This window comes from Rugosibacter aromaticivorans, assembly GCF_000934545.1.
GTDB lineage: Bacteria > Pseudomonadota > Gammaproteobacteria > Burkholderiales > Rhodocyclaceae > Rugosibacter > Rugosibacter aromaticivorans.
Window position 1 is genome coordinate 625,757 of record NZ_CP010554.1, and the last position, 22,040, is coordinate 647,796.

Below are 22,040 nucleotides of genomic sequence, written 5' to 3' on the forward strand. Positions count from 1 at the left end.
TTCCTTTCAAATACGAGGAAAACTTAATCGGCCGATTATAATCAACCCTTAACTTAACTTGCTGAATGCGTGTCATGAGTTCTGTTGCAATGCTTGGTCGTAAGCTGGTCTATCGCCATGAAATGCCACTGCGCTGGGGCGATCAGGACGCGATGAATCACATCAATAACACGCTGTACTTCCGCTATATGGAACAGGCGCGGGTCGAGTGGCTGGATGCGCTTTGCGCTGAGGAGCGGCGAGAAAAAAATCAGGGTGTCGTTCTGGTCAATGCAAGCTGCACCTTTCTGATTCCGCTGACATATCCGGGAGAAGTGTCGTGCGATATTTTCATCGGCCAGCCAGGGCGCAGCAGTTTGCCGACTTTTTATGAGTTACGCCGGCTGGATGATCATCGCCTGTATGCTGAAGGCGCAGCCAAGCTGGTGTGGATAGACAAGCTAAGCGGCAAGTCGATGCCGCTGCCAGATGCTCTGCGCCTGGCCTTTGCTGATGCACAGAAAACGTGACAACCGCAGCCGCGCTGACATTATTTAATGCGTGTGTTGATTCATCAATTTTGTAAGGGATGTTCATGAATAAAATTTTTCCTTCTGCCACCGAAGCGCTCAAGGGCATTGTCAAGGACAACCAGCTATTGGCTGTCGGTGGGTTTGGCCTGTGCGGCATTCCCGAAGCGCTGATTGATGCCTTGCTGGCAAGTGGCGTCAAAGGGCTGACGGTGATTTCGAACAATGCCGGCATCGATGGATTCGGCCTGGGCAAACTGCTTGAATCGCGCCAGATCAAAAAAATGATTGCCAGCTACGTCGGTGAAAACAAGGAGTTTGAGCGCCAGTATTTATCCGGCGAGCTTGAAGTGGAACTCACGCCGCAAGGCACGCTGGCCGAGAAATTGCGCGCCGGTGGGGCAGGTATTCCGGCCTTTTTCACCAAGACGGGCGTGGGCACACTCGTGGCTGAAGGCAAGGAACTGCGGGATTTTGAAGGGGGCACCTATGTGCTGGAACGCAGCCTCGTGCCTGAGGTCTCTCTAGTCAAAGCACACGTGGCGGATAAATCCGGCAATTTGCAGTTTCGTCTGACCGCGCGCAACTTCAATCCGGCCGTGGCAATGGCGGGCAAGGTATGCATAGTGGAAGTCGAGCATATCGTCGAGACAGGGGCGCTGGACCCGGATCAGATCCATTTGCCGGGAATTTATGTGCATCGCATCGTGCATAACCCGAATCCCGAAAAGCGCATCGAAAAAATCACTCTCAGAGAAAAGGCGGAGCACTGATCATGGCCTGGAACCACGACCAAATGGCGGCGCGCGCCGCGCAGGAATTGCAAGATGGCTTTTACGTCAATCTGGGCATTGGCTTGCCGACGCTGGTGGCCAACCATGTGCCCGGTCACATGGAAGTGTGGCTGCAAAGCGAGAATGGAATGCTCGGCATTGGCCCGTTTCCGACAGAAGATGAAGTGGATGCCGATCTGATCAATGCGGGAAAACAAACGGTGACGACCTTGCCTGGCTCATCCATTTTCGGCAGCGATGAGAGCTTTGCCATGATCCGTGGTGGCAAGGTGAACCTGAGCATACTCGGTGCCATGCAAGTGAGCGAACACGGCGATCTGGCGAACTGGATGATTCCCGGCAAGATGGTCAAGGGCATGGGCGGCGCGATGGATCTGGTGGCCGGTGTCAAGCGCGTGATCGTGCTGATGGAGCATGTCGCCAAAAAGAAAGATGGCAGCGAAGACCTGAAAATTCTGCCAGCCTGCACCTTGCCGTTGACAGGCAAGGCAGTCGTTGATCGCATCATCACCGATCTGGCGGTGATGGATGTCACTCCAACAGGGCTGAAAGTGGTTGATCTGGCGCCCGGCGTGACGCTGGAACAGCTACAAGTCAAGACGGGGGTGAAGCTGCAATAGGTTTGTTTTAGGTCTGCTGGTACAGATGGGAGTATGCGTCACTTCACTGCTCACGAAAAGTCGGCGCTGGTGAGACGGCGATGACTGTGGGGCATCCACTAATCATCTTGTCAAACTCCTGAGCTATGCCGACGAAACTTGGGGTTGATTAGTATTTGCCCATTACCTTGTCTACTAAACTCAGCGCCAGCCAATCTGGTAATGGAGATGTCCATTCCATGGGCAGCCAGCGCTTCGGCGTTGCGTTCCACCCAGGTGCGATTCTCAAGTTCTTCGAGCATACGGGCAAGCAATTGCTCAGCTTGTGCTGAGAAATTAATCTGCTGTTTGTAAGGTTCAAGGCAATCCAGCAGGTTTTGATTGATCGACAACGATAGACGACCTTTCTTAGCGTTCGCGTCGTAACAGGTTTGCATGGCGAATCAACTTATAAAGACTAGGATGCGCACAATCGTACGCATCTTTATGTCCGCGTCAAGTCAGTGAATGCTAATGGTCCACATATGTTTTACGAACGACCGCTAGTGAGGAAAGATACGACAGCCCTTGACAATAGGCGATAACCAGAGCCTTCAGTGCAGCACGCGCCCGGCAGGCGGAAACAGCTCGTCAATGATTTCCGGGCCGAAGCGGTATTCATGGCCGCAGATTTCATCCGCTACGGAAATCATTTCAGCATCGGCGAGGATGTCGGTCACTTCGTCACGGCCCATGGCAAGTAACAAATTACGTATTTTCTCTTCATCACGCGGGCAATGCCAGGTGACCATGCGCGGTGGGTAAACACGGATATTTTCTGTGTTAAACAAGCGGGTGAGCAGTGTTTCCACCGACAGCGCTAACTCTGCTGGTTGCAGCGTGTTGGCGAGTTGCTCGATGCGATTCCAGCCGTCTGCATCGCGCCAATCAGCGTCAGGCAGTTTTTGTAAAAAGAGCCCGCAGGCTGTCTCAGCATCCGCCGCTAGCCACAGGCGGGAGGAAAGCTGTTCGGATTGCGTGAGGTAATGCTCGAAAATAGCGGCTATCGTTTCGCCGTCATTCGGCACCAGGCTTTGGTAGGGCTCGGCGTGGGCGGTTTGCAGCGTGAGCATGAGCTGGCCATCGCCGAGTAGCTCTTTGGCTGTAAAAGTCGGTGCTGGTGACACGGTGGCTTCTTGATTTGCAGGCTCTAAGGTAGTGCGCGCCATGCCACGCAGGCGTAATTGCTCATCGCAATCCATCACCAATAATGACACGGGCCCTGTGCCCTGTAGCTGAAAGCGCACGCGGCCAGGTGTTTTCAGATTGCTGCCAATGATGGTGGTGACAGCGGCCAGCTCACCCAGCAAATGGCGTGCCGCCGGGGCGTAATCGCGCACGGTACACAGCGAACGCCAGGCAGGCCCGAGTTGAACGAGGCTGCCGCGAATGTCGAGGTCTTCAAACAGAAAGCGATGAATGGTGTCCATACAGGTTTAGCGCACGAAGCTGTCAAACAGGGTGGGGTCGAAGCCGACCAGTAGCTGGCCTGCGTCATTTTCAACCAGCGGACGGCGAATCACGCTGGGGTTTTCCAGCATCAGGGCGACGGCTTGCCCCTGCGTGGTGATGGCTTGTTGTTCTGGGGTGAGCTTGCGCCAGGTGGTGCCCTTGTTGTTGATGAGTGTTTGCCAGCCTAGCGTGCGGCACCAAAGCACGAGCTTTTCGCGCGGTGCGCCGAGTTTTTTGTAGTCATGGAATTCGTAACTGATGCTGTTGGCGGCACACCAGGCGAAGGCTTTTTTCATCGTGTCGCAATTCTTGATGCCGTAGATTTTGACCATGATTAAGCTCTTTGTGAGGAAAGTTCTGCAAGAAAATGCGCGGGGGCGGAATGATAGCAAATACGGCATAATCAGCGCATGAAAATCCAACCTATTGTGCGCCGCATTCTGTTGGCGCTGCTTGTCATGCTGCTCATTGTTGCCGGTTTTTGGTGGGGCATGCGCCCTAAACCGATTCCCGTGGTTCTCAAAGCCGTTGATCGCGGCATGGTCGATGCCACCGTGGTCAACACGCGCGCCGGAACCGTGGAAGCTTGCCTGCGCACGCGGCTGTCAGCCATTGTGGGTGGCCGTATTGAATATCTTGGCGTGAAAGAAGGTGACCGCGTCAAGAAAGGGCAGTTGTTGATGAAGCTCTGGAATGACGATCAAAAAGCGCAACAGTATCTGGCAGAAACACAGCGTGCTTTGTCTCTTCAACGCGTGAATGAGCAATGTGTCACGGCAGCGAATGCCGAGCGCGAAGCAAAGCGACAAGCTCTGCTTCGCGCTAAAGGTTATGTGTCCATTGCCAAAGAAGACGCGGCAAGGACTGAAGCAGAAGCCCGAAAATCCGCCTGTGCCAGCGCGCGGGCCGATGTAACCCAGGCTGACGCGCGTGTGGCGGTGACGCGCACTGAACAGCAACGCACCGTGCTTGTCGCACCCTTTGATGGTACGGTGGCGAAGATTGTGGGTGAGCTGGGCGAATACTCCACTCCCTCGCCACCCGGCGTGCAAACGCCCCCGGCGATTGATCTGATTGATGACAGTTGCCTGTATGTCAAAGCGCCCATGGATGAAGTGGATGCGCCCAAAATTACTGCTGGCCTGCCCGTGCGTGTGACGCTCGATGCCTTGCCCAAACACCCGTTTGCCGGCCATGTGCGGCGTGTGGCGCCTTATGTGCTGGCTGTTGAAAAACAGGCGCGGACGGTGGACGTGGAAGTGGATTTTGACGCACCGACCAAGGGGCTGCTGGTAGGTTACAGCGCGGATGTGGAAATTGTTCTGCAGCAACATAGCGATGTTTTGCGCGTGCCAACCACGGCGATCATGGAAGGTGGGAAAGTGTTGGTGTTGGCAGAGGGCAGTAACAAACTCGAAGCGCGCCAACTCAAAACAGGGCTTGCCAACTGGGAATACACCGAGGTGATCGACGGCTTGAAACTGGGCGAACGAGTGGTGACGTCGCTTGAGCGCGAAGGCGTAAAAGTCGGCGCTCGTGTGACGGCGGATACGGCAACTGCCGGTACAACAGACGCCGCCGGTACAAAAAATACCGCAAACAGTGTGGCAAACCCTGCGACAAACGCTGCGACAAACGCTGCGGAAAAATAAGTGGCACTGATCAAATGGCACTAATTGCTCTCGCCGGTATCGAGCGTGTTTTTCATCTGGGTGAAGCCGATGTGCATGCTCTGGCGCGCATCGATCTGACGATTGCGGCAGGCGAATATGTAGCTGTGGTAGGTCCTTCGGGTTCAGGCAAGTCGACCTTGCTCAATTTGCTGGGCTTGCTCGATCAGCCCACGGCGGGCACTTATCACCTTGAAGGACGGGACGTCACCACGCTCTCACCCGATGAACAAGCAGCCGTGCGCAGCCGACGCATCGGGTTTGTGTTTCAGAGTTTTCATCTCGTGCCACGCTTGACGGCCGCTGAAAATATTGCTTTGCCCATGATGCTGGACGGGATTCCCGCCGCCGTGCGTGAGCAGCGGGTGCGCCAGGCCTTGCGCGATGTTGGCCTGGAGAATCGCGCCAACCACCGGCCGGATGAGCTTTCCGGCGGCCAGCGCCAGCGTGTCGCCATTGCCCGCGCCACCATCATGCAGCCCGCGTTGCTGCTGGCGGATGAGCCCACGGGCAACCTTGATCGTGCCACGGGCGAGGAAGTGATTCATCTGCTGGAAGCCTTGAATGCGAAGGGCGTGACGCTGATCGTGGTGACGCACGATGCCGCGCTGGCTGCGCGTGCAGGGCGACAGATCATGATGGAAGATGGGCGAGTGAAATCGGATGTCTCTCGTGCAGCCTTGGCGAAATCGACTTCCGCTTGATCAACTCATCATCAACTCATCATCGACTAATCAGCCATGCGGTACGCCGACATTTTGTGCTTTGCCCGTGATGCCGCGACAGCGTATCCGTTGCGCACGACGCTGTCGGTGCTGGCGATGGCCATTGGCGTGGCATCGGTGGTACTGCTCACGGCGCTGGGCGATGGCGCACGGCGTTATGTGGTGGGGCAGTTTTCATCGCTGGGCAGCAATCTGGTGATTGTCCTGCCGGGGCGTTCTGCCACCGGGGGCTTTAATCCGGCCAATGGCATCACCACCACGCCGCGCGATTTAACCGTGGATGATGCCGCCGCTTTGTTGCGGGCACCCGCCGTGCAACGTGTGGCGCCGCTCGCTGTGGGTACATCAGAAATCAGTGCGGGCGGTCGTTTGCGCGAGGTTGTTGCCGCAGGCTCTACGGCGTCACTCATGGCGGTACGTAATTTTCAGTTGGCGCAGGGCCGTTTTTTACCGGAGGATGATTGGCGTAGCAGTGCGCCTGTCGCCGTGATCGGCATGACCGTCCGCAATGATATTTTCGGCAATCAGCCCGCCGTGGGTCAATTGATTCGCCTGGGCGACCGCCGCGTGCGGGTGATCGGCGTTTTAAAATCAACCGGCCAGGGTGTGGGCATGAATACCGATGAGCTGGTGATTGTGCCCGTGGCGTTAGCGCAGGCTTTATTTAATTCGAACACCCTGTTTCGCATCATGATCCAGGCGCGTGGTCGTGAGCAGATCGAGGCGGCCAAGGCGCAAGCCACGGCGATTATCAAGGCACGCCACGGCGGGGAAGAAGATGTTACCGTGATTACGCAGGATGCCGTATTGGCCACATTCGACAAGCTTCTCGGTGCGTTGACAGCGGCTGTTGCCGGCATTGCTGCCATCAGCTTGTTGGTGGCCGGCGTTCTGGTGATGAATGTCATGCTCGTGGCGGTGACGCAACGCCGAGCAGAGATTGGCTTGATCAAGGCGCTGGGCGCACGTGGCAGCACCATACAGCAGATATTTCTTGCCGAGGCGGCGATGTTGTCCCTGGCCGGTGCTGTGGCGGGATATTTGTTAGGGCAACTCGGGGCGCTGGTATTGCGCCAGTTGTTTCCTGTTTTTCCCGCGTATGCGCCAGGCTGGGCGGTGGCTGCGGCGCTCATGACGGCGCTTGTCACGGGTCTGCTGTTCGGCATTTTGCCTGCCCGCCGCGCGGCGCAGCTGGATCCTGTCGACGCACTCATGAGACATTGATATGCCGCTGACGGACGTCTTCAAGCTGGCTTTTCGCGCGGTCATTGCGCAACGGTTGCGCAGCTTTTTGACGCTGTTGGGTATTGCCATTGGCATTGCGGCGGTGATTTTATTGACCTCCATTGGCGAGGGGATTCATCGGTATGTATTGGGTGAATTTACCCAGTTCGGCACTAACGTGATTAGCGTGCACCCCGGCAAGGTCAAGACCGGGGGCGCTGCGCTAACGGGTTTGCCGAGCAGTGCCAAACCGCTGTCGCTGGAAGACGCGGAGGCGCTGATGCGCTTGCCGAATGTAGTCGCAGTAACACCCAGCGTGTTCGGCAATGCCGAGGCGAGTACTGCCGGGCGTTTGCGGCGTGTCACCGTGTATGGTGTCGGACCGGACATGCTGAAGGTGTTTAAAGGGCGTGTGCGCAGTGGCCGGTTTTTACCGGTGGAAGACGCGAATAGCGCGCGTGCGTTGGGGGTGTTGGGTCCCAAGCTCAAGTATGAATTGTTCGGCGCTGACAATGCGCTCGGCGCACGGATACGACTTGGTGGGCTGCAATTTCGCGTCATCGGGGTGATGGAATCCAAAGGGCAGTTTCTCGGCATGGATCTGGATGACACGGCATTTATTCCTGCGGCGCGCGCCATTGAATTGTTTAATCGCGAGAGCTTGAGCGAAATCGATGTGGCTGTTGCTGAAGGCGTGAGCTCAGTGAGCGTGATGACAGAGATTAAAAAGGTGATGCTGGCGCGTCATGGCCGTGAAGATTTCACTTTAATCAGTCAAGAAGAAATGCTCACCAGTCTGTCGAGTATTCTCGATGTGCTCACCATGGCGGTGGGTGCGCTCGGCGGCATTTCGTTGTTTGTCGGCGGGGTGGGCATCGTGACGATGATGACGATCTCGGTTACCGAGCGAACGGCGGAGATTGGCTTGTTAGTCGCCCTCGGTGCACGCAGGCGAACCATCCTCGGTCTTTTTCTGAGTGAAGCCGTGGCGCTTGCCGCCGTGGGCGGGGTGATCGGTTTGCTTTTGGGCGTGGGTATTGCGCAGATGATCCATCTGGCAGTGCCGGTGTTACCCGTGCATACCCCCCTTCTTTTCGTGCTGTTGGCAGAGGCTTTGGCGATCAGTATTGGTTTGGCGGCCGGGGTGCTGCCCGCGCGCCGCGCAGCGCAACTTAATCCAGTGGATGCGTTGCGTAGCGAGTAAGCGGCGGCCCGGAAAGCCGGTGCTGATGAAGCCACTGCGCTACAAGGCGGTCGAGCAAAAAACGCTCTCCTCGCCGTAGCGGATGGTGATACGGTAACCAGTTATTAATTAACCCTTGCCTCTGCGATAATAGACGGCTGACCGCAATCTCTTTTTTCATTTTTCTTTCATTCATCATGATGACCAGTCAATTGTTTACCCCGTTTTCTCTCCGTTCAGTCACGTTGTCCAATCGCATTGTGATTAGCCCAATGTGCCAATATTCAGCGGTGGATGGCAATGCTACCGATTGGCACACCATCCATTTGGGCCACCTGGCGATGTCCGGTGCCGGCATGTTGATTGTTGAAGCCACAGGTGTTGAACTGGCCGGGCGTATTTCAGCCGGGTGCCTCGCGCTGGGGTCTGACGAAAACGAGGCCGCGTTAGCGCAGGTCTTGAGCCATGTGCGCCATCATTCCTCTATGCCGCTGGCCATTCAACTCGGCCATGCCGGGCGCAAGGCTTCGAGCCAATTGCCCTGGCTTGGCGGCCGTTCTTTATCACCTGAAGCAGGCGGCTGGCCGACGGTTGCGCCATCTGCCGTGCCGTATCAAGAGGGCGGTCACGTACCGCAGGCGCTGGATGATGCAGGTATTACTCGCATTACTGCGGCGTTTGTGGATGCCACACGGCGCGCCGCACGTTTGGGTTTTGATGCGGTTGAGCTGCACATGGCGCATGGCTATCTGCTGCATCAGTTTCTCTCGCCGATTGCGAATCATCGGACGGATGCGTATGGCGGCAGCCTGGAAAATCGCTTGCGTTTGCCGCTTGAAGTGTTTGCTGCCGTGCGCGCTGTCTGGCCAGCTGAAAAACCGTTGGGCGTGCGCATCTCGGCGACCGATTGGGTGCCAGGGGGCTGGGATATTGAACAATCGGTGGTTTTTGCGCAGGCGTTAAAAAATCTGGGCTGCGACTGGGTCGATGCCTCTTCAGGCGGCCTGTCACCACAACAACAGATACCGGTGGCGCCGGGTTTTCAGGTGCCGTTTGCCGAGCGTATTCGCCGTGAAACGAGTGTTCCGACAATGGCCGTGGGCATGATTACCGAGCCGGCACAGGCGGAAGAAATTATTGCCAGGGGCGAAGCCGACATGGTGGCGCTGGCCCGCGGTTTTTTGTGGAATCCGCGTTGGCCGTGGCATGCTGCTGCTGTGCTGGGTGCTCAGGTGGATGCGCCCAAGCCCTATCATCGCAGCTTGCCAGCAGGCGCGCATCGGGTGTTTGGCTAGATTCTGCGATGGCGTGTAAGGGCTGGCGTAAAAGAGCCGCCGCCCTTACACAATCACTTTTACACAACGACGGTGGGTGCCTGGTCTGCTTTGCATGTTTCGATGTGACCAATGGCGAACACGGTTTCACCTGCTGCTGCCAGAAGTTGCATGGTCGCGCCCGCATCCGCTTCAGCAACGATCACGACCATGCCGATGCCGCAATTAAATACGCGGTGCATTTCAGCGGCGGCCACATTGCCTTCACGTTGCAACCATTGAAACAGCGCCGGTTGCGGCCAGGTGCTTTGATCAATGATGGCGGTGACATTGTCTGGCAACACACGAGGAATATTTTCCGTGAGGCCGCCGCCCGTAATATGCGCCATGCCTTTCACACCTTGCCCGCCCAGCGTTTGTATCAGTGCCAGCAATGGTTTGACGTAAATGTGTGTTGGCGCCATGACGGCGTCCATCAGTGGCACGCCGCCAATGTCCAGCGCCAGATCAGGTTTGGCGCGCTCAATGATTTTGCGAATCAGCGAATACCCATTCGAATGTGCGCCGGAAGACGCCAGCCCCAACACCACATCGCCCGGACGGATGGATTTGCCATCAATAATGTGCGATTTTTCCACCGCACCCACCGCAAAACCCGCGAGGTCATATTCACCCTCCGGATACATGCCGGGCATCTCCGCCGTTTCACCACCGATCAGCGCGCAGCCTGCCAGCGCGCACCCACGGGCAATCCCTTCAATCACTGTGGCAGCAGTGGCAACATCTAGATGGCCGCAGGCGAAGTAGTCGAGGAAAAACAGCGGTTCGGCCCCTTGCACCAGAATGTCATTGACACTCATGGCGACTAAATCTTGCCCGACGGTGTCATGCCGTTGCCACTGAAACGCCAGCTTGAGCTTGGTGCCGACGCCATCGGTGCCTGAAACCAGCACCGGCTCGCGATACTTTCTGGATAGTTCAAACAGCGCCCCAAAGCCGCCAATGCCCGCCAGCACTTCGGGCCGCATCGTGCGTTTTGCCGCAGGTTTGATGCGTTCGACCAGCGCGTCACCCGCATCGATGTCGACGCCAGCGTCGCGGTAAGTCAGTGAGGAGGAGGTGATGGTCAAAATGCTTTCCTTGAAATCGAGAGGTGGAGTGCAGCGGATGCGCGGATGGGCGATAATCGCGGCTGAACAAAAATGATGCGAGCGCGCAAATTCTACCGGAAATGACTTCTACGCAAGCCAACCGTCCATCGGTGGTGACTATGGTGCTTTGGTTTGGCGCCGGACTGACGCTACTTCTGCTGCTGTACCTTCTCTCGCCGATTCTTGCCCCCTTCGTGCTGGCGGGCATTCTGGCGTATGTCGCCAATCCGGTCGTTGATCGCTTGAGCTGCTACAGGTTGCCCCGCGTGTTGGCGGTGACTTTTGTGCTGCTTGGGCTGGGGCTGATCTTCGCCGGGCTGGCGTTCATTATTCTGCCGTTATTGATCGATGAACTCGGGCGACTGGCAGCGCGCGCACCTGCGGTGATAGAACAAATTAACCAGCGTCTGCTGCCCTGGGTGTCACGCCATTTGGGCATATCGTTGCAGCTGGATGCCACGCATTTGAACAAGCTCCTGGCAGGCAACTGGGATGTGATTCAACCCGTACTTAGCCAGATATACACTTCGGTAAAAATCGGCGGCATGGCATTTTTTGGTGTCGTGATGAATGTGCTGTTAGTGCCGGTGGTGATGTTTTATCTATTACTTGACTGGCATGGGCTTCTTGGCCGGTTGGCGGCTTTTATCCCGCGCCGCTGGCAGAGCCGTTGCCAGAACATGGTGCGCGATATTGATGCGGTGTTGGCGCAATATCTGCGCGGACAGATCCTCGTGATGATGCTCCTGGCGTTGTACTACAGCACCGCGCTCTGGCTTGCGGGTATTCCATCGGCACTCTCTGTGGGCCTGGTGACCGGGCTGCTTGTTTTTATTCCTTACCTGGGGTTTGCCACCGGATTCAGTCTGGCTTTACTGGTCGCTGCAATTCAGTTTGCGGGCGCTGCGCCCATCATTGCTGTGCTGATTATTTATGGCGTAGGCCAGTTGCTCGAAAGCTTTTTATTGACGCCGTATCTGGTCGGTGAACGCATTGGTTTGCATCCTCTGGCCGTTATTTTCGGGCTGCTGGCGTTTGGCCAGTTGTTTGGTTTTTTCGGCGTACTCCTGGCGCTGCCTTTGTCCGCCATACTCGCTGTGGCTTGGCGTGAGGTGCACACAGCTTACCTCGCTAGCCATTTTTATCAGCACGAATCGTGAGTCTTCGACCATGACTTTGCAACAACAACTGTTGCTCGATCTTCAGCTGGATCAACCTCCGACGTTAGAGAATTTTGTCGCGGGTGCCAATGCCGAGTTGATCGCGCGCCTGCGTATCCTGACGGATCATCATCATTTCGACGCAGTGTATCTGTGGGGCCCGGCGGGTTGCGGCAAGAGCCATTTGCTCGCTGCCACAGCCAATGCTGCAGACGCCAAGCGTCCGGTCATTTTTTTGCCGGTTGAAAAAGTCGGCGCTGACGTGACGGTGGCCAGTGGCGGTTTGCTGGTGATAGACGAGATCCAGAAGCTGGATGAAGAGGGCCAGCGCGCTTTATTTCGACTCTTTAACACCGCCCGTTTTCTGGGTCTTGCCTTGTTGTTATCGGGCACAGAGCCGCCCATGCAGCTGGCATTGCGTGAAGACCTGCGCACGCGCATCGGCCAGATGTTGATCTATGAAATCCATCGGCTGAGTGATGAAGAAAAAGCCGCTGCATTAGCGCATCATGCGCAATTGCGCGGCATGCTGATGGATCCCGGTGTTGTGCAGTATTTATTGCGCCACGGCCGTCGCGATCTGCCATCGCTGATGCATATGCTGGAAAGTCTTGACCGCATTTCGCTGGCACAGCATCGGCCGCTGACCGTACCGCTGGTGCGCGAGCTGATGCAAACCACGCTGGATACTGATTTGTCATGAAATCGATGTTGAACCTCGCTTTATTTGACCTGGATAACACGCTGTTGGCAGGTGATTCTGATTTTGAATGGGCGCAATTTTTGATTGCCAAAGGTGTGTTGGATGCCGAGCTGCACGCCGCCATGAATGAGGAATTTTTTCGCCAGTACAAAGACGGCACGCTGGATATTCATGCGTTCCTGGATTTTCAGCTCGCCCCCTTGGCGCGGCATACGCGGTGTGAGCTGGATGCCTGGCATGCAGAGTTCATGACCACGCGCATTCGCCCGATCATCACGGCGGCCGCTCGGCAACGAGTGGCGCAACATGCCGCGAATGGCGATTTGCTGGCGATGGTCACAGCGACTAACAGTTTTGTCACCGGCCCGATCTGCCGCGAGTTGGGTATTCCGCATCTGGTGGCAACGATTCCCGCGCAGGCTGAGGGCGTTTTTTCAGGCCAGCCGCGCGGTCTGCCTGCTTTTCGTGAAGGCAAGGTAGCCCGCGTGGAAGCCTGGCTTGAATCGATGGGATTATGGTGGGGCAGTTTTGCGCAGTCCTGGTTTTACAGTGATTCGCACAATGATTTGCCCCTCTTAGAAAAAGTAACCCATCCGGTGGCTGTTGACGCCGATGACACTCTCATTAACATAGCCACCACGCGTGGCTGGCCGAGTATCAGCCTGCGTGATTAGTGCCAAGGTGAATGGGCTACGTCTCCATGACTGACAAACTCAGTTGATGCCTTGGCCCGCCAGATACTCTTCATACGTGCCGCGATAGTCGATGATGGTGCGGTCAGGCTTGATGTCGATGATGCGCGTGGCGAGCGAAGAGACAAACTCGCGGTCATGCGAGACAAAAATCAGCGTGCCGGCAAATTTATCGAGTGCAGTGTTGAGCGATTCGATGGATTCCATGTCGAGGTGATTGGTCGGTTCATCCATCAGCAGCACGTTGTTTCTGAGCAGCATGAGTTTGCCTAGCAGCATGCGGACTTGCTCACCGCCAGACAGCACGTTGACGGATTTTTTTGCGTCGTCGCCAGAGAAAAGAAGCCGTCCGAGCGTGCCGCGAATCAGGGTTTCCACATCGCCACCATCGTAACCCCCGGCACGCACCCATTGGGCAATCCATTCGGTGAGGAGCGTGGTGGAAGAAAAGTCGCTCGCGTGATCTTGCGCGAACACACCGGGGCGGGCTTTTTCGGCCCACTTCACACGGCCGCCTTGCGGCGTCAAGCCGCCCAACGCCTCACCGGCCAACAGGCGCAACAGGGTCGTTTTGCCGACGCCGTTCTCGCCGATGATCGCGATCTTGTCGCCGGCCTCGATGCTCAGCGACAGCGATTTAATGATCGGCACCTTCGGTTCATAGCCAAAACCCAGATTTTCGATTTCACACGCCAGACGATGCAGCTTTTCCTTTTCGTCGTAGTCGAAGCGTATCCACGGATACTGGCGCGAAGAGGGTTTGATGTCTTCCGGCCGGATCTTCTCGATCAGCTTCATGCGGCTGGTGGCTTGCCGCGCCTTGGATTTATTGGCTGAAAAGCGACGCACGAAATCCTGCAAATCAGAGACGCGTTCTTTCGCCTTGGTGTTGGCCGACACCTGACGCTCGCGTGCGATGGTTGATGCTTCCATGAAATCATCATAGTTGCCGCCATAGACCTTGATCGTGCCGTAATCCAGATCGGCCATGTGGGTGCAGACCTGGTTCAGGAAATGACGATCATGCGAGATGATGATCATGGTGCTGCTGCGCTGGTTGAGAATATCTTCCAGCCAGCGGATGGTGTTGATGTCGAGGTTGTTGGTGGGTTCATCCAGCAGCAGGATGTCGGGATTGGCGAACAGCGCCTGCACCAGCAGCACGCGCAGCTTCCAGCCCGGTGCCACCTGGCTCATCGGACCGGTGTGCTGTTCGATGGGAATCCCTGCGCCGAGCAGCAATTCGCCTGCACGGGCTTCGGCCGTGTAGCCATCGTATTCGGCGAATTGCGCTTCGAGCCCGGCTGCACGCATGTAATCGTCTTCGGTCGCTTCAAGGTTGGCATAGATCGCATCGCGTTCTGCCATGCAGGCCCACATTTCTGTGTGTCCCATCATCACCACGTCGAGCACGCGCATATCTTCAAACGCGAATTGATCCTGCCGTAAATACGCCATGCGCTCACCTGGGTCGAGCGAGACATTCCCGGCGGAAGATTCCAGCACACCCGCCAGGATTTTCATGAACGTGGTTTTGCCGGAGCCGTTAGCACCGATGAGACCGTAACGGTTGCCGTCGCCAAATTTGACGGAGACATTTTCAAACAGGGGTTTGCTACCAAACTGGATGGTGATGTTGGATGCGACGAGCATGGGAGGGTGACCAAGGAAAGCGACTAGAAATGCGCCGCAACAATGCGGTGGGGTGCGTATTCTATCGCCCGGGCCTGCCGCTGGCGAATCAAACTACTCGGCGGCAGTAGAATGGCAGCCATGCTGAACGTTTCCGGCCTTGCCTGTTCACGCGGAGAGCGACGCCTCTTTGCGGACGTCTCCTTTTCGCTCGCTGCGGGCGAGTGGTTGCATGTGCAGGGTGAAAATGGTGCTGGCAAAACCAGCCTGCTGCGGCTTTTGGTCGGCCTATCTCCAGCGGATGCGGGTGAAATTTACTGGCGCGGCGTTGCCGTGGCAGCGGGTGAATCTGATTTTCGCCGAGAGCTGGTGTATCTGGGGCACCATGCAGCGGTAAAAGATGAGCTGAACGCGCTGGAAAATCTTCAGTTTTCAGCCGCGTTAGATGGGATGCGTCTGGATGAGCAGGCTGCGCTGGCAGCGCTCAAGCGTCTTGGTTTGCGTGGGCGTGAGGCTTTGCCAGTACGGGTGTTGTCTGCGGGGCAAAAGCGGCGTGTGTTGCTTGCCCGCCTGTTAACTCGTCCGGCAGCTTTGTGGGTGCTGGATGAGGTTTTTAATGCGCTGGATAGCGGTGCGGTACAGTTGTTGGGTGTGCTCTTGGGGGAACACCTTGCCCGTGGCGGCCTGGCCGTGCTCACCAGTCACCAACTGCTGCCCTTGCCAGGCGGCCAGCGGTTGATTTTATGAATGCTTTTTTTGCCACCATGCGACGCGACGTGCTGCTCGCTCTGCGGCGCAAAAGCGAAGTGCTGACGGCCGTGTTTTTTTTCGTTATCGTGGTTAGCCTGTTCCCGCTCGGCATCGGCCCGGAACCAGCGCTGCTCAAGAAAATCGCGCCCGGTGTATTGTGGGTGACGGCCCTTTTGGCTACCTTGCTAGGTCTGCCCCGATTGTTTGCTTCTGATCATCTGGACGGCACGCTGGAGCAGATGGCGCTCTCGCCATCTCCCCTGGCACTGCTGATTGCTGGCAAAATAACGGCCCACTGGCTGTTGTGCGGTTTGCCGCTGGTGCTCCTGGCGCCGGCGCTTGGGTTGCAGTTCGATCTGGATGTGCGGACCTTGGGCATTCTCAGTTTGTCACTGCTACTGGGTACGCCGTTGCTGTCGTTAATTGGCGCCATGGGTGCGGCGCTGACGCTGGGTGTGCGTGGCGGCGGTGTATTGCTCGCGCTGCTGGTTTTGCCCCTGTACATCCCGACGCTGATTTTTGGCGCCGGCGCGGTAGAAGCACAAAGTGCAGGTTTGGGTGTCGAGGGGCATCTGTCCCTGTTGGCAGCCTTGCTGGCGCTGGCGGTTTTTTTTGCGCCGTGGGCGACGACAGCAGCGTTGAGAATTGCGCTTGAGTGATTGCGATATGAACGTTTTACCGTATCACGAGCGCCGACTTTTTGATGAATATGAAAATAATTAACTGGTTTCGCTTCGCCAGCCCGCAGAGTTTTTATCCGCTGGCCGGACGGCTCATTCCGCTGTTCTGGGTGCTGGCCTTGCTCTTTGGCGCTGCGGGTCTGTGGGTGTCTTTTTTTGTCGCGCCCACCGATGCCCAGCAGGGCGAAGGCTATCGCATCATCTTCGTGCATGTTCCCGCCTCGTGGATGTCGATGATTATTTATCTGGCCATGGCGTTTTGGGCTGGTCTTGGCCTGGCGCTGAATACACGCCTGTCGAGCATGATGGCGCAGGCCTTGGCACCGACAGGCGCACTCATGGCCGCGTTGAGCTTATGGACGGGCGCTTTCTGGGGCAAGCCGATGTGGGGCGCGTGGTGGGTGTGGGATGCGCGGCTGACGTCTGAATTGATCCTGTTTTTCCTTTACATCGGCTTTATTGCGCTGCAATCCGCGATTGACGATCCGCGCCGTGCCGACAAGGCGGGAGCGATACTTGCCCTGATCGGTGTGGTGAATGTGCCGATTATTTATTTTTCCGTGAAATGGTGGAACACGCTGCATCAGGGCTCAAGCATCAATCTCACGCGCGCGCCCTCGATGGCGCACACCATGCTGTGGGGCCTGCTGTTGATGGCGCTGGCGTTCTGGATGTATTCCATTGCCGTGTCGCTGATGCGCTTGCGCGCCATCATGCTCGAGCGCGAACGGCATACCGAATGGGTGAAACATGCAATGGAATAGCATTGGTGAATTTTTCGCCATGGGCGGTTACGCCTTGTATGTTTGGAGCAGCTTCGGCGCCTGTGCGTGGCTCATGGTGGCGGAACCTTTTCTGGTCAGACAGCGTCTGAATGACGTTCGCCGCGATCTGGCCCGCGAACGGCTGGCCGACAAACTGGATGGCAACCTGGATAGCACGCGCAATGAAACCCCGTCATAAACGTATCGCCTTGATTGTTGGCGGCCTGGCGTCGCTCGCTGTGGCCGCTGTGTTTGTATTGAAGGCGCTGGACAGTAATATTGCGCTGTATGTCACGCCCTCGGATGTTTTTGCGGGAAAATCGCCGCAAGGCAAAGCCTTTCGCATGGGGGGGCTGGTCAAAAAAGAGTCCATCCAGCGCGAGGGCATGACCACGCGTTTCATCATCACCGACACCGCAAAAGAAATCCCCGTTTCCTATACCGGCATCCTGCCGGACTTGTTCCGCGATGGCAAGGGTGCCATTGTGCAAGGCCGGTTGGAGCAAGACGGACAGTTTGTTGCCAGTGAAGTACTGGCAAAACATGATGAAAATTACATGCCCCCTGAAGCCAAGCACGCCATTGAACAGGCACAGAAAAAATGACTCCTGAACTCGGACACTTTGCACTTATCCTTGCCCTCATCGTTGCTCTGTTGCAGGGCGTGTTGCCGCTGACTGGCGCACAACGTGGTGTACGGCAGTCGGCACAATGGATTGCACTGGCGCGTCCTGCTGCACAGACGCACTTTCTGCTGCTCGCGTTTTCATTCGCCTGTCTGGCACAAAGTTTTTTGACCAGTGACTTTTCTGTCGCTTATGTTGCCCAAAATTCAAATACCCAGCTGCCGGCGATTTACCGATTTGCCGCTGTCTGGGGTGGCCATGAAGGCTCGCTGCTGCTCTGGGTGTTGATGCTTTCCGGCTGGGGTGCGGCGGTTTCGGTGACTTCCCGCCAGTTGCCCGAGGTCATGGTGGCGCGCGTGCTTGCTGTGCTGGGCCTGGTCAGCGTCGGCATGCTGGCCTTTATCCTGTTTACTTCCAATCCTTTCGCACGTCTGCTGCCCGCCGTTGCCGAAGGGCGCGACCTGAACCCCTTGCTGCAAGACCCCGGTCTCGTGTTTCATCCGCCGATGCTGTACATGGGCTATGTCGGTTTTTCGGTCGCTTTTGCCTTTGCCATTGCCGCCTTGATTTCCGGACGACTGGATGCCGCTTGGGCACGCTGGTCGCGGCCATGGACGACAGCGGCCTGGGGTTTTCTCACCATCGGTATCGCCATGGGCAGCTGGTGGGCTTACAACGAGCTGGGCTGGGGCGGCTGGTGGTTCTGGGATCCGGTGGAAAATGCCTCTTTCATGCCCTGGCTCGCGGGCACGGCGCTGATTCACTCGCTGGCCATTACTGAAAAGCGTGGTGCTTTCAAAAACTGGACAGTGCTGCTGGCCATCGCCGCATTTTCGCTTTCGCTGCTGGGCACCTTTCTCGTCCGCTCCGGTGTGCTGACTTCCGTGCATGCCTTCGCCTCCGATCCGAGTCGGGGAGTGTTCATCCTGATCTTGCTGGCCGTGGTCATCGGCTCTTCGCTGACGTTGTTTGCCTGGCGTGCGCCCAAAGTGAGTGCGGGCGGTGCCTTTGCCCTTGTCTCGCGTGAAACCATGCTGCTGATCAACAACGTGTTGCTGGTGGTTGCCGCCGGCAGTGTGCTGCTCGGCACGTTGTATCCCTTGCTGATCGATGCGCTGGGACTGGGCAAGCTGTCGGTCGGCCCGCCGTATTTCAATACTGTTTTTGTGCCGGTCATGGTGCCGCTGCTGCTGCTGATTGCCGTGGGCCCTCTGGCGCGCTGGAAACATGCCGATGTGCGCGACATGGCGCGTCGCCTGCGCCTGAGCTTTGTTCTTGCGCTGCTGGCGGGCGCCATTCTGCCGCGTCTGATGGGTGTCTGGACGCCGATGACTGCACTGGGTTCGCTGCTCGCCGTGTGGATTGCGTCGAGCACGGTTTTTCAGATCATTGAACGCCTCAAGATCGGCGGAGGCAATGCGCCCGCATCTTTCTGGGGCATGCATCTCGCGCACTTCGGCATTGCCGTCTTCGTCATAGGCGTGACGCTGGTGGGTGGCTATCAGGAAGAAAAAGATGTGCGCATGCAGACCGGCGATACCGTCAGCGTGGGCGGTTATCAGTTGCGCCTGCTCGGCATTCGTGCCGCACGGGGGCCCAACTATGAGGCCAGTGTCGGTGAAGTTGAATTATCGAAAAAGGGCCGCGTGCTGAAGACACTGCATCCGGAAAAACGCCACTACTTCTCCTCGCAGATGCCGATGACGGAAGCCGCGATTGACGCCGGATTGACGCGCGATATTTATGTGTCGCTGGGCGAGCCGCTGGATCAGCAGAAAGATGAGCAGGGCGCCTGGAGTGTGCGCGTTTACTTCAAGCCCTTTGTCGACTGGATCTGGGGCGGGTGTCTCTTGATGGCCGCAGGTGGTTTTCTTGCCTTGCTTGACCGTCGTTATCGCCTGCGCGTCAAGGCGGCCGCAGCGCTGCCCGGTGGCGTGTCAGCATGAAACGTTTCCTGCTGCCGCTGGCGGCATTCGCCGTGCTGGTCGGTTTTCTGGCGATTGGTCTGACGCATGATCCGCGTGATGTGCCTTCGCCGTTGATCGGCAAACCGGCCCCGGCCTTCACCCTGCCGCAGTTGCACGATGTGGGCAAAAGTTTTTCTGCCGCCGACATGAAGGGCCGCGTCTGGTTGCTCAATGTCTGGGCCTCGTGGTGCGTTTCCTGCCGCGAGGAGCATCCGGTACTGGTGGACTTTGCCAAAACCAACCGTGTACCGGTCATCGGCCTGGATTACAAGGATCAAGTGGCAGACGCCAAACAGTGGCTAGAAAAACTGGGCAACCCTTACACAGTCGTTGCCGTCGATGCCGATGGCCGCGCAGGCATCGACTATGGCGTGTATGGTGTGCCGGAAACCTATGTTATTGACAAGCAGGGCATCATCCGCATGAAGCACACCGGCCCGATTACGCCCGAATCGCTGGCGCGAAAAATTCTTCCTCTCGTGGCGGAGTTGTCGCGATGAAACGCTGGATTACATTCATATCTACTCTGCTGCTAGCTACTAATCTGGTCTTCGCCGGAGAAGCCGCGCCACTGGCTGGCGACGAAGCCGTGGAAAAACGCATGGTGGCGATCAGCGAAGAACTCCGCTGCCTCGTCTGCCAGAATGAATCGCTGGCGGCATCGCAGGCTGATCTGGCGAATGATCTGCGGCGCGAGATACGTAAAATGATTGCCGAGGGAAAGACTGATCAGGAAATTCTCGACTTCATGGTCGCCCGTTATGGCGATTTTGTCCGCTACCGACCGCCTGTCAAACCTACGACCTGGGTGCTGTGGGGCGGGCCGTTTGTTTTGCTGGTAGGCGGCCTGGGTGCGCTGGTGTTTTTTTTGCGCCGACGTAACCGCGTGGTGGCAGCGCCCGTCCTTTCCGAAGAACAACGTCGCCGTGCGGCGGCTCTGCTGGATCAATCCGAGACATGACGACTTTCTTTTTTGCGGCAGCGGCGTTGACGCTCGCCGCTCTGGTGTTACTGCTGCGCCCGTGGTGGCGCACCAAAAACGGGAAAAATGCTAAACATCACCGTACCACCGGCGCCAGCGCGGTGCGTCCCTCCGGGAACTTTTCAGCGGCGCTGAACACGACCATTCACCGTGATCGCCTTGGTGAACTGGAGCGTGACCATGCCAACGGCTTGATTTCGGCTGTCGATTACGCCGAAGCGCGTGAGGAACTGCAACACCAGTTGCTTGACGATACGCTCGTTGCCGAAGCCGGCACCGCAACTGTCAGCGCAGGCCGGCGTTGGGATGGATGGATGCTGGCGGTACTGCTGCCTGCGGCAGCGATAGGTCTGTATGTCCTGCTAGGTAATCCTGACGCACTGCTTTCCAGTGCTGAGCGCAACGCGCAGGCTGCGGCCACGGTGAATGGCATGATCAGCCGGCTTGAGCAAAAAATGGCTCAGGAGCCCGGTAACACCCAAGGCTGGGTGATTCTCGCGCGTGCTTACAAAGTCATGGGCCGCTGGGACGACGCCGAGCGTGCCTTTACCCACGCTGCCCCCATCGTGGAGAAAAATGCTACGCTGCTCGCCGAGTTCGCCGATGTGCTGCTACAAAAAACCGACAGTTTTGCCGGTCGTCCGCATGAATCGATCGCGCAGGCCTTGCGGCTAGAACCCAGTAACGGCAAAGCCTTGCTTCTGGCTGGCGCCGAGGCGTTTGCCGGAAAAAGCTATGCCGCAGCAGCCAGCTATTGGGAGCGACTGCTAAAACAGCTCGATCCCGCGTCCGATGAGGCGCGCATGGTCGCATCTGGCATTGCCAGGGCGCGTGAGATGGGTGGTGAAAAGGTCTTGAGTCCGTCACTGGACGGTGCTGGTAAGACGCCGCCGGTATCAAAAGCAACGGACGCCGCGCTGACGGCCAGCGCCGTCAGCGGTCGCGTCGAGTTAAGCCCGGCCCTGCGCGCGCAAACCACCCCTGACGAAACAGTGTTCATTTTTGCCCGTGCCGTCAATGGCTCGCGCATGCCGCTTGCCGTGCAGCGCGTGCGCGTGGCCGATCTGCCCTTTGATTTCAAGCTCGACGACAGTCAGGCCATGTCACCGGAAAATAAAATCTCATCCGCGCAGACCTTGCGCATTGAAGTACGCGTCTCAAAGTCCGGTCAGGCTATACCCGCCAGCGGCGATTTGACCGGTAGCGGCGCGGCGGTGAAGCCGGGAACAAAAGGCATCCACGTGGTCATCAATCAGGTGGTGAAATAAAAAAGTATCCGCGTTCCATGCTTGATGCATTGTTTTGCGAAGCGACAAGGGCCATGAATCGCCGGACTGTCATTAGCTGACGGTCTCACATCGGCCCCAAGCGGACGGTTACAACTTGCCATGCTCCCCGAAAGAAACTAGCATATCAGCCTCATGGGGGTTATGCAGCCTCCCCGTCTCAAGACGCCGGCGTCCA

25 protein-coding genes are annotated in these 22,040 nt (G+C 57.2%); 20 read left to right on the forward strand and 5 right to left on the reverse strand.

Annotation, left to right across the window (positions count from 1 at the left end; genetic code table 11):
* Positions 1 to 74: 74 nt before the first annotated feature.
* The 3 genes from PG1C_RS03270 to PG1C_RS03280 all read left to right on the forward strand — a co-directional run bounded on the left by PG1C_RS03270 (position 75) and on the right by PG1C_RS03280 (position 1,923).
* The gene (locus PG1C_RS03270; protein WP_237218272.1) at positions 75 to 509 is read left to right on the forward strand and encodes an acyl-CoA thioesterase; all 435 of its coding nucleotides are present in this window, start codon (positions 75 to 77) and stop codon (positions 507 to 509) included.
* Positions 510 to 574: 65 nt separating this feature from the next.
* Positions 575 to 1,282 (forward strand): CoA transferase subunit A, encoded by a 708-nt coding sequence (locus PG1C_RS03275; protein WP_202636000.1) that lies wholly within the window; start codon positions 575 to 577, stop codon positions 1,280 to 1,282.
* Positions 1,283 to 1,284: 2 nt separating this feature from the next.
* On the forward strand, positions 1,285 to 1,923 hold the full coding sequence (locus tag PG1C_RS03280; RefSeq protein WP_202636001.1) for a CoA transferase subunit B: 639 nt from the start codon (positions 1,285 to 1,287) through the stop codon (positions 1,921 to 1,923).
* A 110-nt stretch (positions 1,924 to 2,033) separates the two neighbouring features.
* On the opposite strand, the gene PG1C_RS03285 is transcribed toward PG1C_RS03280, so the two are convergent.
* The 3 genes from PG1C_RS03285 to PG1C_RS03295 all read right to left on the reverse strand — a co-directional run bounded on the left by PG1C_RS03285 (position 2,034) and on the right by PG1C_RS03295 (position 3,725).
* Positions 2,034 to 2,339 carry a type II toxin-antitoxin system CcdA family antitoxin gene (locus PG1C_RS03285; protein WP_202636002.1) on the reverse strand — a complete coding sequence of 102 codons (306 nt, stop codon included), beginning with the start codon at positions 2,337 to 2,339 and terminating at the stop codon, positions 2,034 to 2,036.
* 156 nt (positions 2,340 to 2,495) lie between these two features.
* The gene (hslO, locus tag PG1C_RS03290; RefSeq protein WP_202636003.1) at positions 2,496 to 3,371 is read right to left on the reverse strand and encodes an Hsp33 family molecular chaperone HslO; all 876 of its coding nucleotides are present in this window, start codon (positions 3,369 to 3,371) and stop codon (positions 2,496 to 2,498) included.
* A gap of 6 nt (positions 3,372 to 3,377) precedes the next feature.
* On the reverse strand, positions 3,378 to 3,725 hold the full coding sequence (locus PG1C_RS03295) for an ArsC family reductase (protein WP_284431784.1): 348 nt from the start codon (positions 3,723 to 3,725) through the stop codon (positions 3,378 to 3,380).
* Between the two features lie 78 nt (positions 3,726 to 3,803).
* On the opposite strand from PG1C_RS03295, the gene PG1C_RS03300 reads away from it, so the two are divergent.
* The 5 genes from PG1C_RS03300 (at position 3,804) to PG1C_RS03320 (ending at position 9,490) form a co-directional block, all read left to right on the forward strand.
* Positions 3,804 to 5,045: an efflux RND transporter periplasmic adaptor subunit gene (locus PG1C_RS03300; protein ID WP_202636004.1), complete on the forward strand. Its 1,242-nt coding sequence runs from the start codon at positions 3,804 to 3,806 to the stop codon at positions 5,043 to 5,045.
* A 14-nt stretch (positions 5,046 to 5,059) separates the two neighbouring features.
* Positions 5,060 to 5,767: an ABC transporter ATP-binding protein gene (locus PG1C_RS03305; RefSeq protein WP_202636005.1), complete on the forward strand. Its 708-nt coding sequence runs from the start codon at positions 5,060 to 5,062 to the stop codon at positions 5,765 to 5,767.
* Between the two features lie 36 nt (positions 5,768 to 5,803).
* Complete coding sequence (locus PG1C_RS03310) at positions 5,804 to 7,012, forward strand: ABC transporter permease (protein WP_202636006.1); 1,209 nt, start codon at positions 5,804 to 5,806, stop codon at positions 7,010 to 7,012.
* Between the two features lies 1 nt (position 7,013).
* Complete coding sequence (locus PG1C_RS03315; protein ID WP_202636007.1) at positions 7,014 to 8,216, forward strand: ABC transporter permease; 1,203 nt, start codon at positions 7,014 to 7,016, stop codon at positions 8,214 to 8,216.
* Positions 8,217 to 8,395: 179 nt separating this feature from the next.
* Positions 8,396 to 9,490, forward strand: a complete 1,095-nt coding sequence (locus PG1C_RS03320; protein WP_202636900.1) for an NADH:flavin oxidoreductase/NADH oxidase — start codon at positions 8,396 to 8,398, stop codon at positions 9,488 to 9,490.
* 59 nt (positions 9,491 to 9,549) lie between these two features.
* Here the strand turns inward: PG1C_RS03320 and purM are convergent, their stop codons facing one another.
* The gene (purM, locus tag PG1C_RS03325; protein ID WP_202636008.1) at positions 9,550 to 10,599 is read right to left on the reverse strand and encodes a phosphoribosylformylglycinamidine cyclo-ligase; all 1,050 of its coding nucleotides are present in this window, start codon (positions 10,597 to 10,599) and stop codon (positions 9,550 to 9,552) included.
* A gap of 101 nt (positions 10,600 to 10,700) precedes the next feature.
* Between purM and PG1C_RS03330 the strand changes: the two genes are divergently transcribed.
* Genes PG1C_RS03330 through PG1C_RS03340 form a run of 3 tightly spaced genes read left to right on the forward strand, consistent with a single transcriptional unit; the run spans position 10,701 to position 13,157 of the window.
* Positions 10,701 to 11,780 (forward strand): AI-2E family transporter, encoded by a 1,080-nt coding sequence (locus PG1C_RS03330; protein ID WP_237218274.1) that lies wholly within the window; start codon positions 10,701 to 10,703, stop codon positions 11,778 to 11,780.
* Positions 11,781 to 11,790: 10 nt separating this feature from the next.
* Positions 11,791 to 12,483 carry a DnaA regulatory inactivator Hda gene (hda, locus tag PG1C_RS03335; protein WP_202636009.1) on the forward strand — a complete coding sequence of 231 codons (693 nt, stop codon included), beginning with the start codon at positions 11,791 to 11,793 and terminating at the stop codon, positions 12,481 to 12,483.
* An 8-nt stretch (positions 12,484 to 12,491) separates the two neighbouring features.
* Positions 12,492 to 13,157 carry a histidinol-phosphatase gene (locus PG1C_RS03340; RefSeq protein ID WP_202636902.1) on the forward strand — a complete coding sequence of 222 codons (666 nt, stop codon included), beginning with the start codon at positions 12,492 to 12,494 and terminating at the stop codon, positions 13,155 to 13,157.
* Positions 13,158 to 13,196: 39 nt separating this feature from the next.
* Here the strand turns inward: PG1C_RS03340 and PG1C_RS03345 are convergent, their stop codons facing one another.
* A complete protein-coding gene (locus tag PG1C_RS03345) occupies positions 13,197 to 14,828 on the reverse strand; it encodes an ABC-F family ATPase (RefSeq protein WP_202636010.1) in 1,632 nt (543 codons plus the stop codon).
* 111 nt (positions 14,829 to 14,939) lie between these two features.
* Between PG1C_RS03345 and ccmA the strand changes: the two genes are divergently transcribed.
* From ccmA to ccmI, 9 genes are read left to right on the forward strand one after another with little or no spacing between them, the layout of a single operon-like run.
* Complete coding sequence (ccmA, locus tag PG1C_RS03350) at positions 14,940 to 15,554, forward strand: cytochrome c biogenesis heme-transporting ATPase CcmA (protein ID WP_348539350.1); 615 nt, start codon at positions 14,940 to 14,942, stop codon at positions 15,552 to 15,554.
* A complete protein-coding gene (gene ccmB / locus PG1C_RS03355) occupies positions 15,551 to 16,216 on the forward strand; it encodes a heme exporter protein CcmB (protein ID WP_202636011.1) in 666 nt (221 codons plus the stop codon). The genes ccmA and ccmB overlap by 4 nt, the downstream gene beginning before the upstream one ends.
* A gap of 44 nt (positions 16,217 to 16,260) precedes the next feature.
* Complete coding sequence (ccmC, locus tag PG1C_RS03360) at positions 16,261 to 17,001, forward strand: heme ABC transporter permease CcmC (protein ID WP_202636012.1); 741 nt, start codon at positions 16,261 to 16,263, stop codon at positions 16,999 to 17,001.
* A complete protein-coding gene (ccmD, locus tag PG1C_RS03365) occupies positions 16,988 to 17,200 on the forward strand; it encodes a heme exporter protein CcmD (RefSeq protein ID WP_202636013.1) in 213 nt (70 codons plus the stop codon). The genes ccmC and ccmD overlap by 14 nt, the downstream gene beginning before the upstream one ends.
* Positions 17,184 to 17,606, forward strand: coding sequence for a cytochrome c maturation protein CcmE (gene ccmE, locus PG1C_RS03370; RefSeq protein ID WP_202636014.1), 423 nt, complete (start codon positions 17,184 to 17,186; stop codon positions 17,604 to 17,606). The genes ccmD and ccmE overlap by 17 nt, the downstream gene beginning before the upstream one ends.
* Positions 17,603 to 19,573 carry a heme lyase CcmF/NrfE family subunit gene (locus PG1C_RS03375; RefSeq protein ID WP_202636015.1) on the forward strand — a complete coding sequence of 657 codons (1,971 nt, stop codon included), beginning with the start codon at positions 17,603 to 17,605 and terminating at the stop codon, positions 19,571 to 19,573. Before ccmE ends, PG1C_RS03375 begins: the two co-directional genes overlap by 4 nt.
* Positions 19,570 to 20,094, forward strand: a complete 525-nt coding sequence (locus tag PG1C_RS03380) for a DsbE family thiol:disulfide interchange protein (RefSeq protein WP_202636016.1) — start codon at positions 19,570 to 19,572, stop codon at positions 20,092 to 20,094. Before PG1C_RS03375 ends, PG1C_RS03380 begins: the two co-directional genes overlap by 4 nt.
* Positions 20,091 to 20,555 carry a cytochrome c-type biogenesis protein gene (locus PG1C_RS03385; RefSeq protein WP_202636017.1) on the forward strand — a complete coding sequence of 155 codons (465 nt, stop codon included), beginning with the start codon at positions 20,091 to 20,093 and terminating at the stop codon, positions 20,553 to 20,555. Before PG1C_RS03380 ends, PG1C_RS03385 begins: the two co-directional genes overlap by 4 nt.
* Positions 20,552 to 21,844, forward strand: a complete 1,293-nt coding sequence (gene ccmI, locus PG1C_RS03390; protein WP_202636018.1) for a c-type cytochrome biogenesis protein CcmI — start codon at positions 20,552 to 20,554, stop codon at positions 21,842 to 21,844. The genes PG1C_RS03385 and ccmI overlap by 4 nt, the downstream gene beginning before the upstream one ends.
* The last annotated feature ends 196 nt before the right edge of the window (positions 21,845 to 22,040 follow it).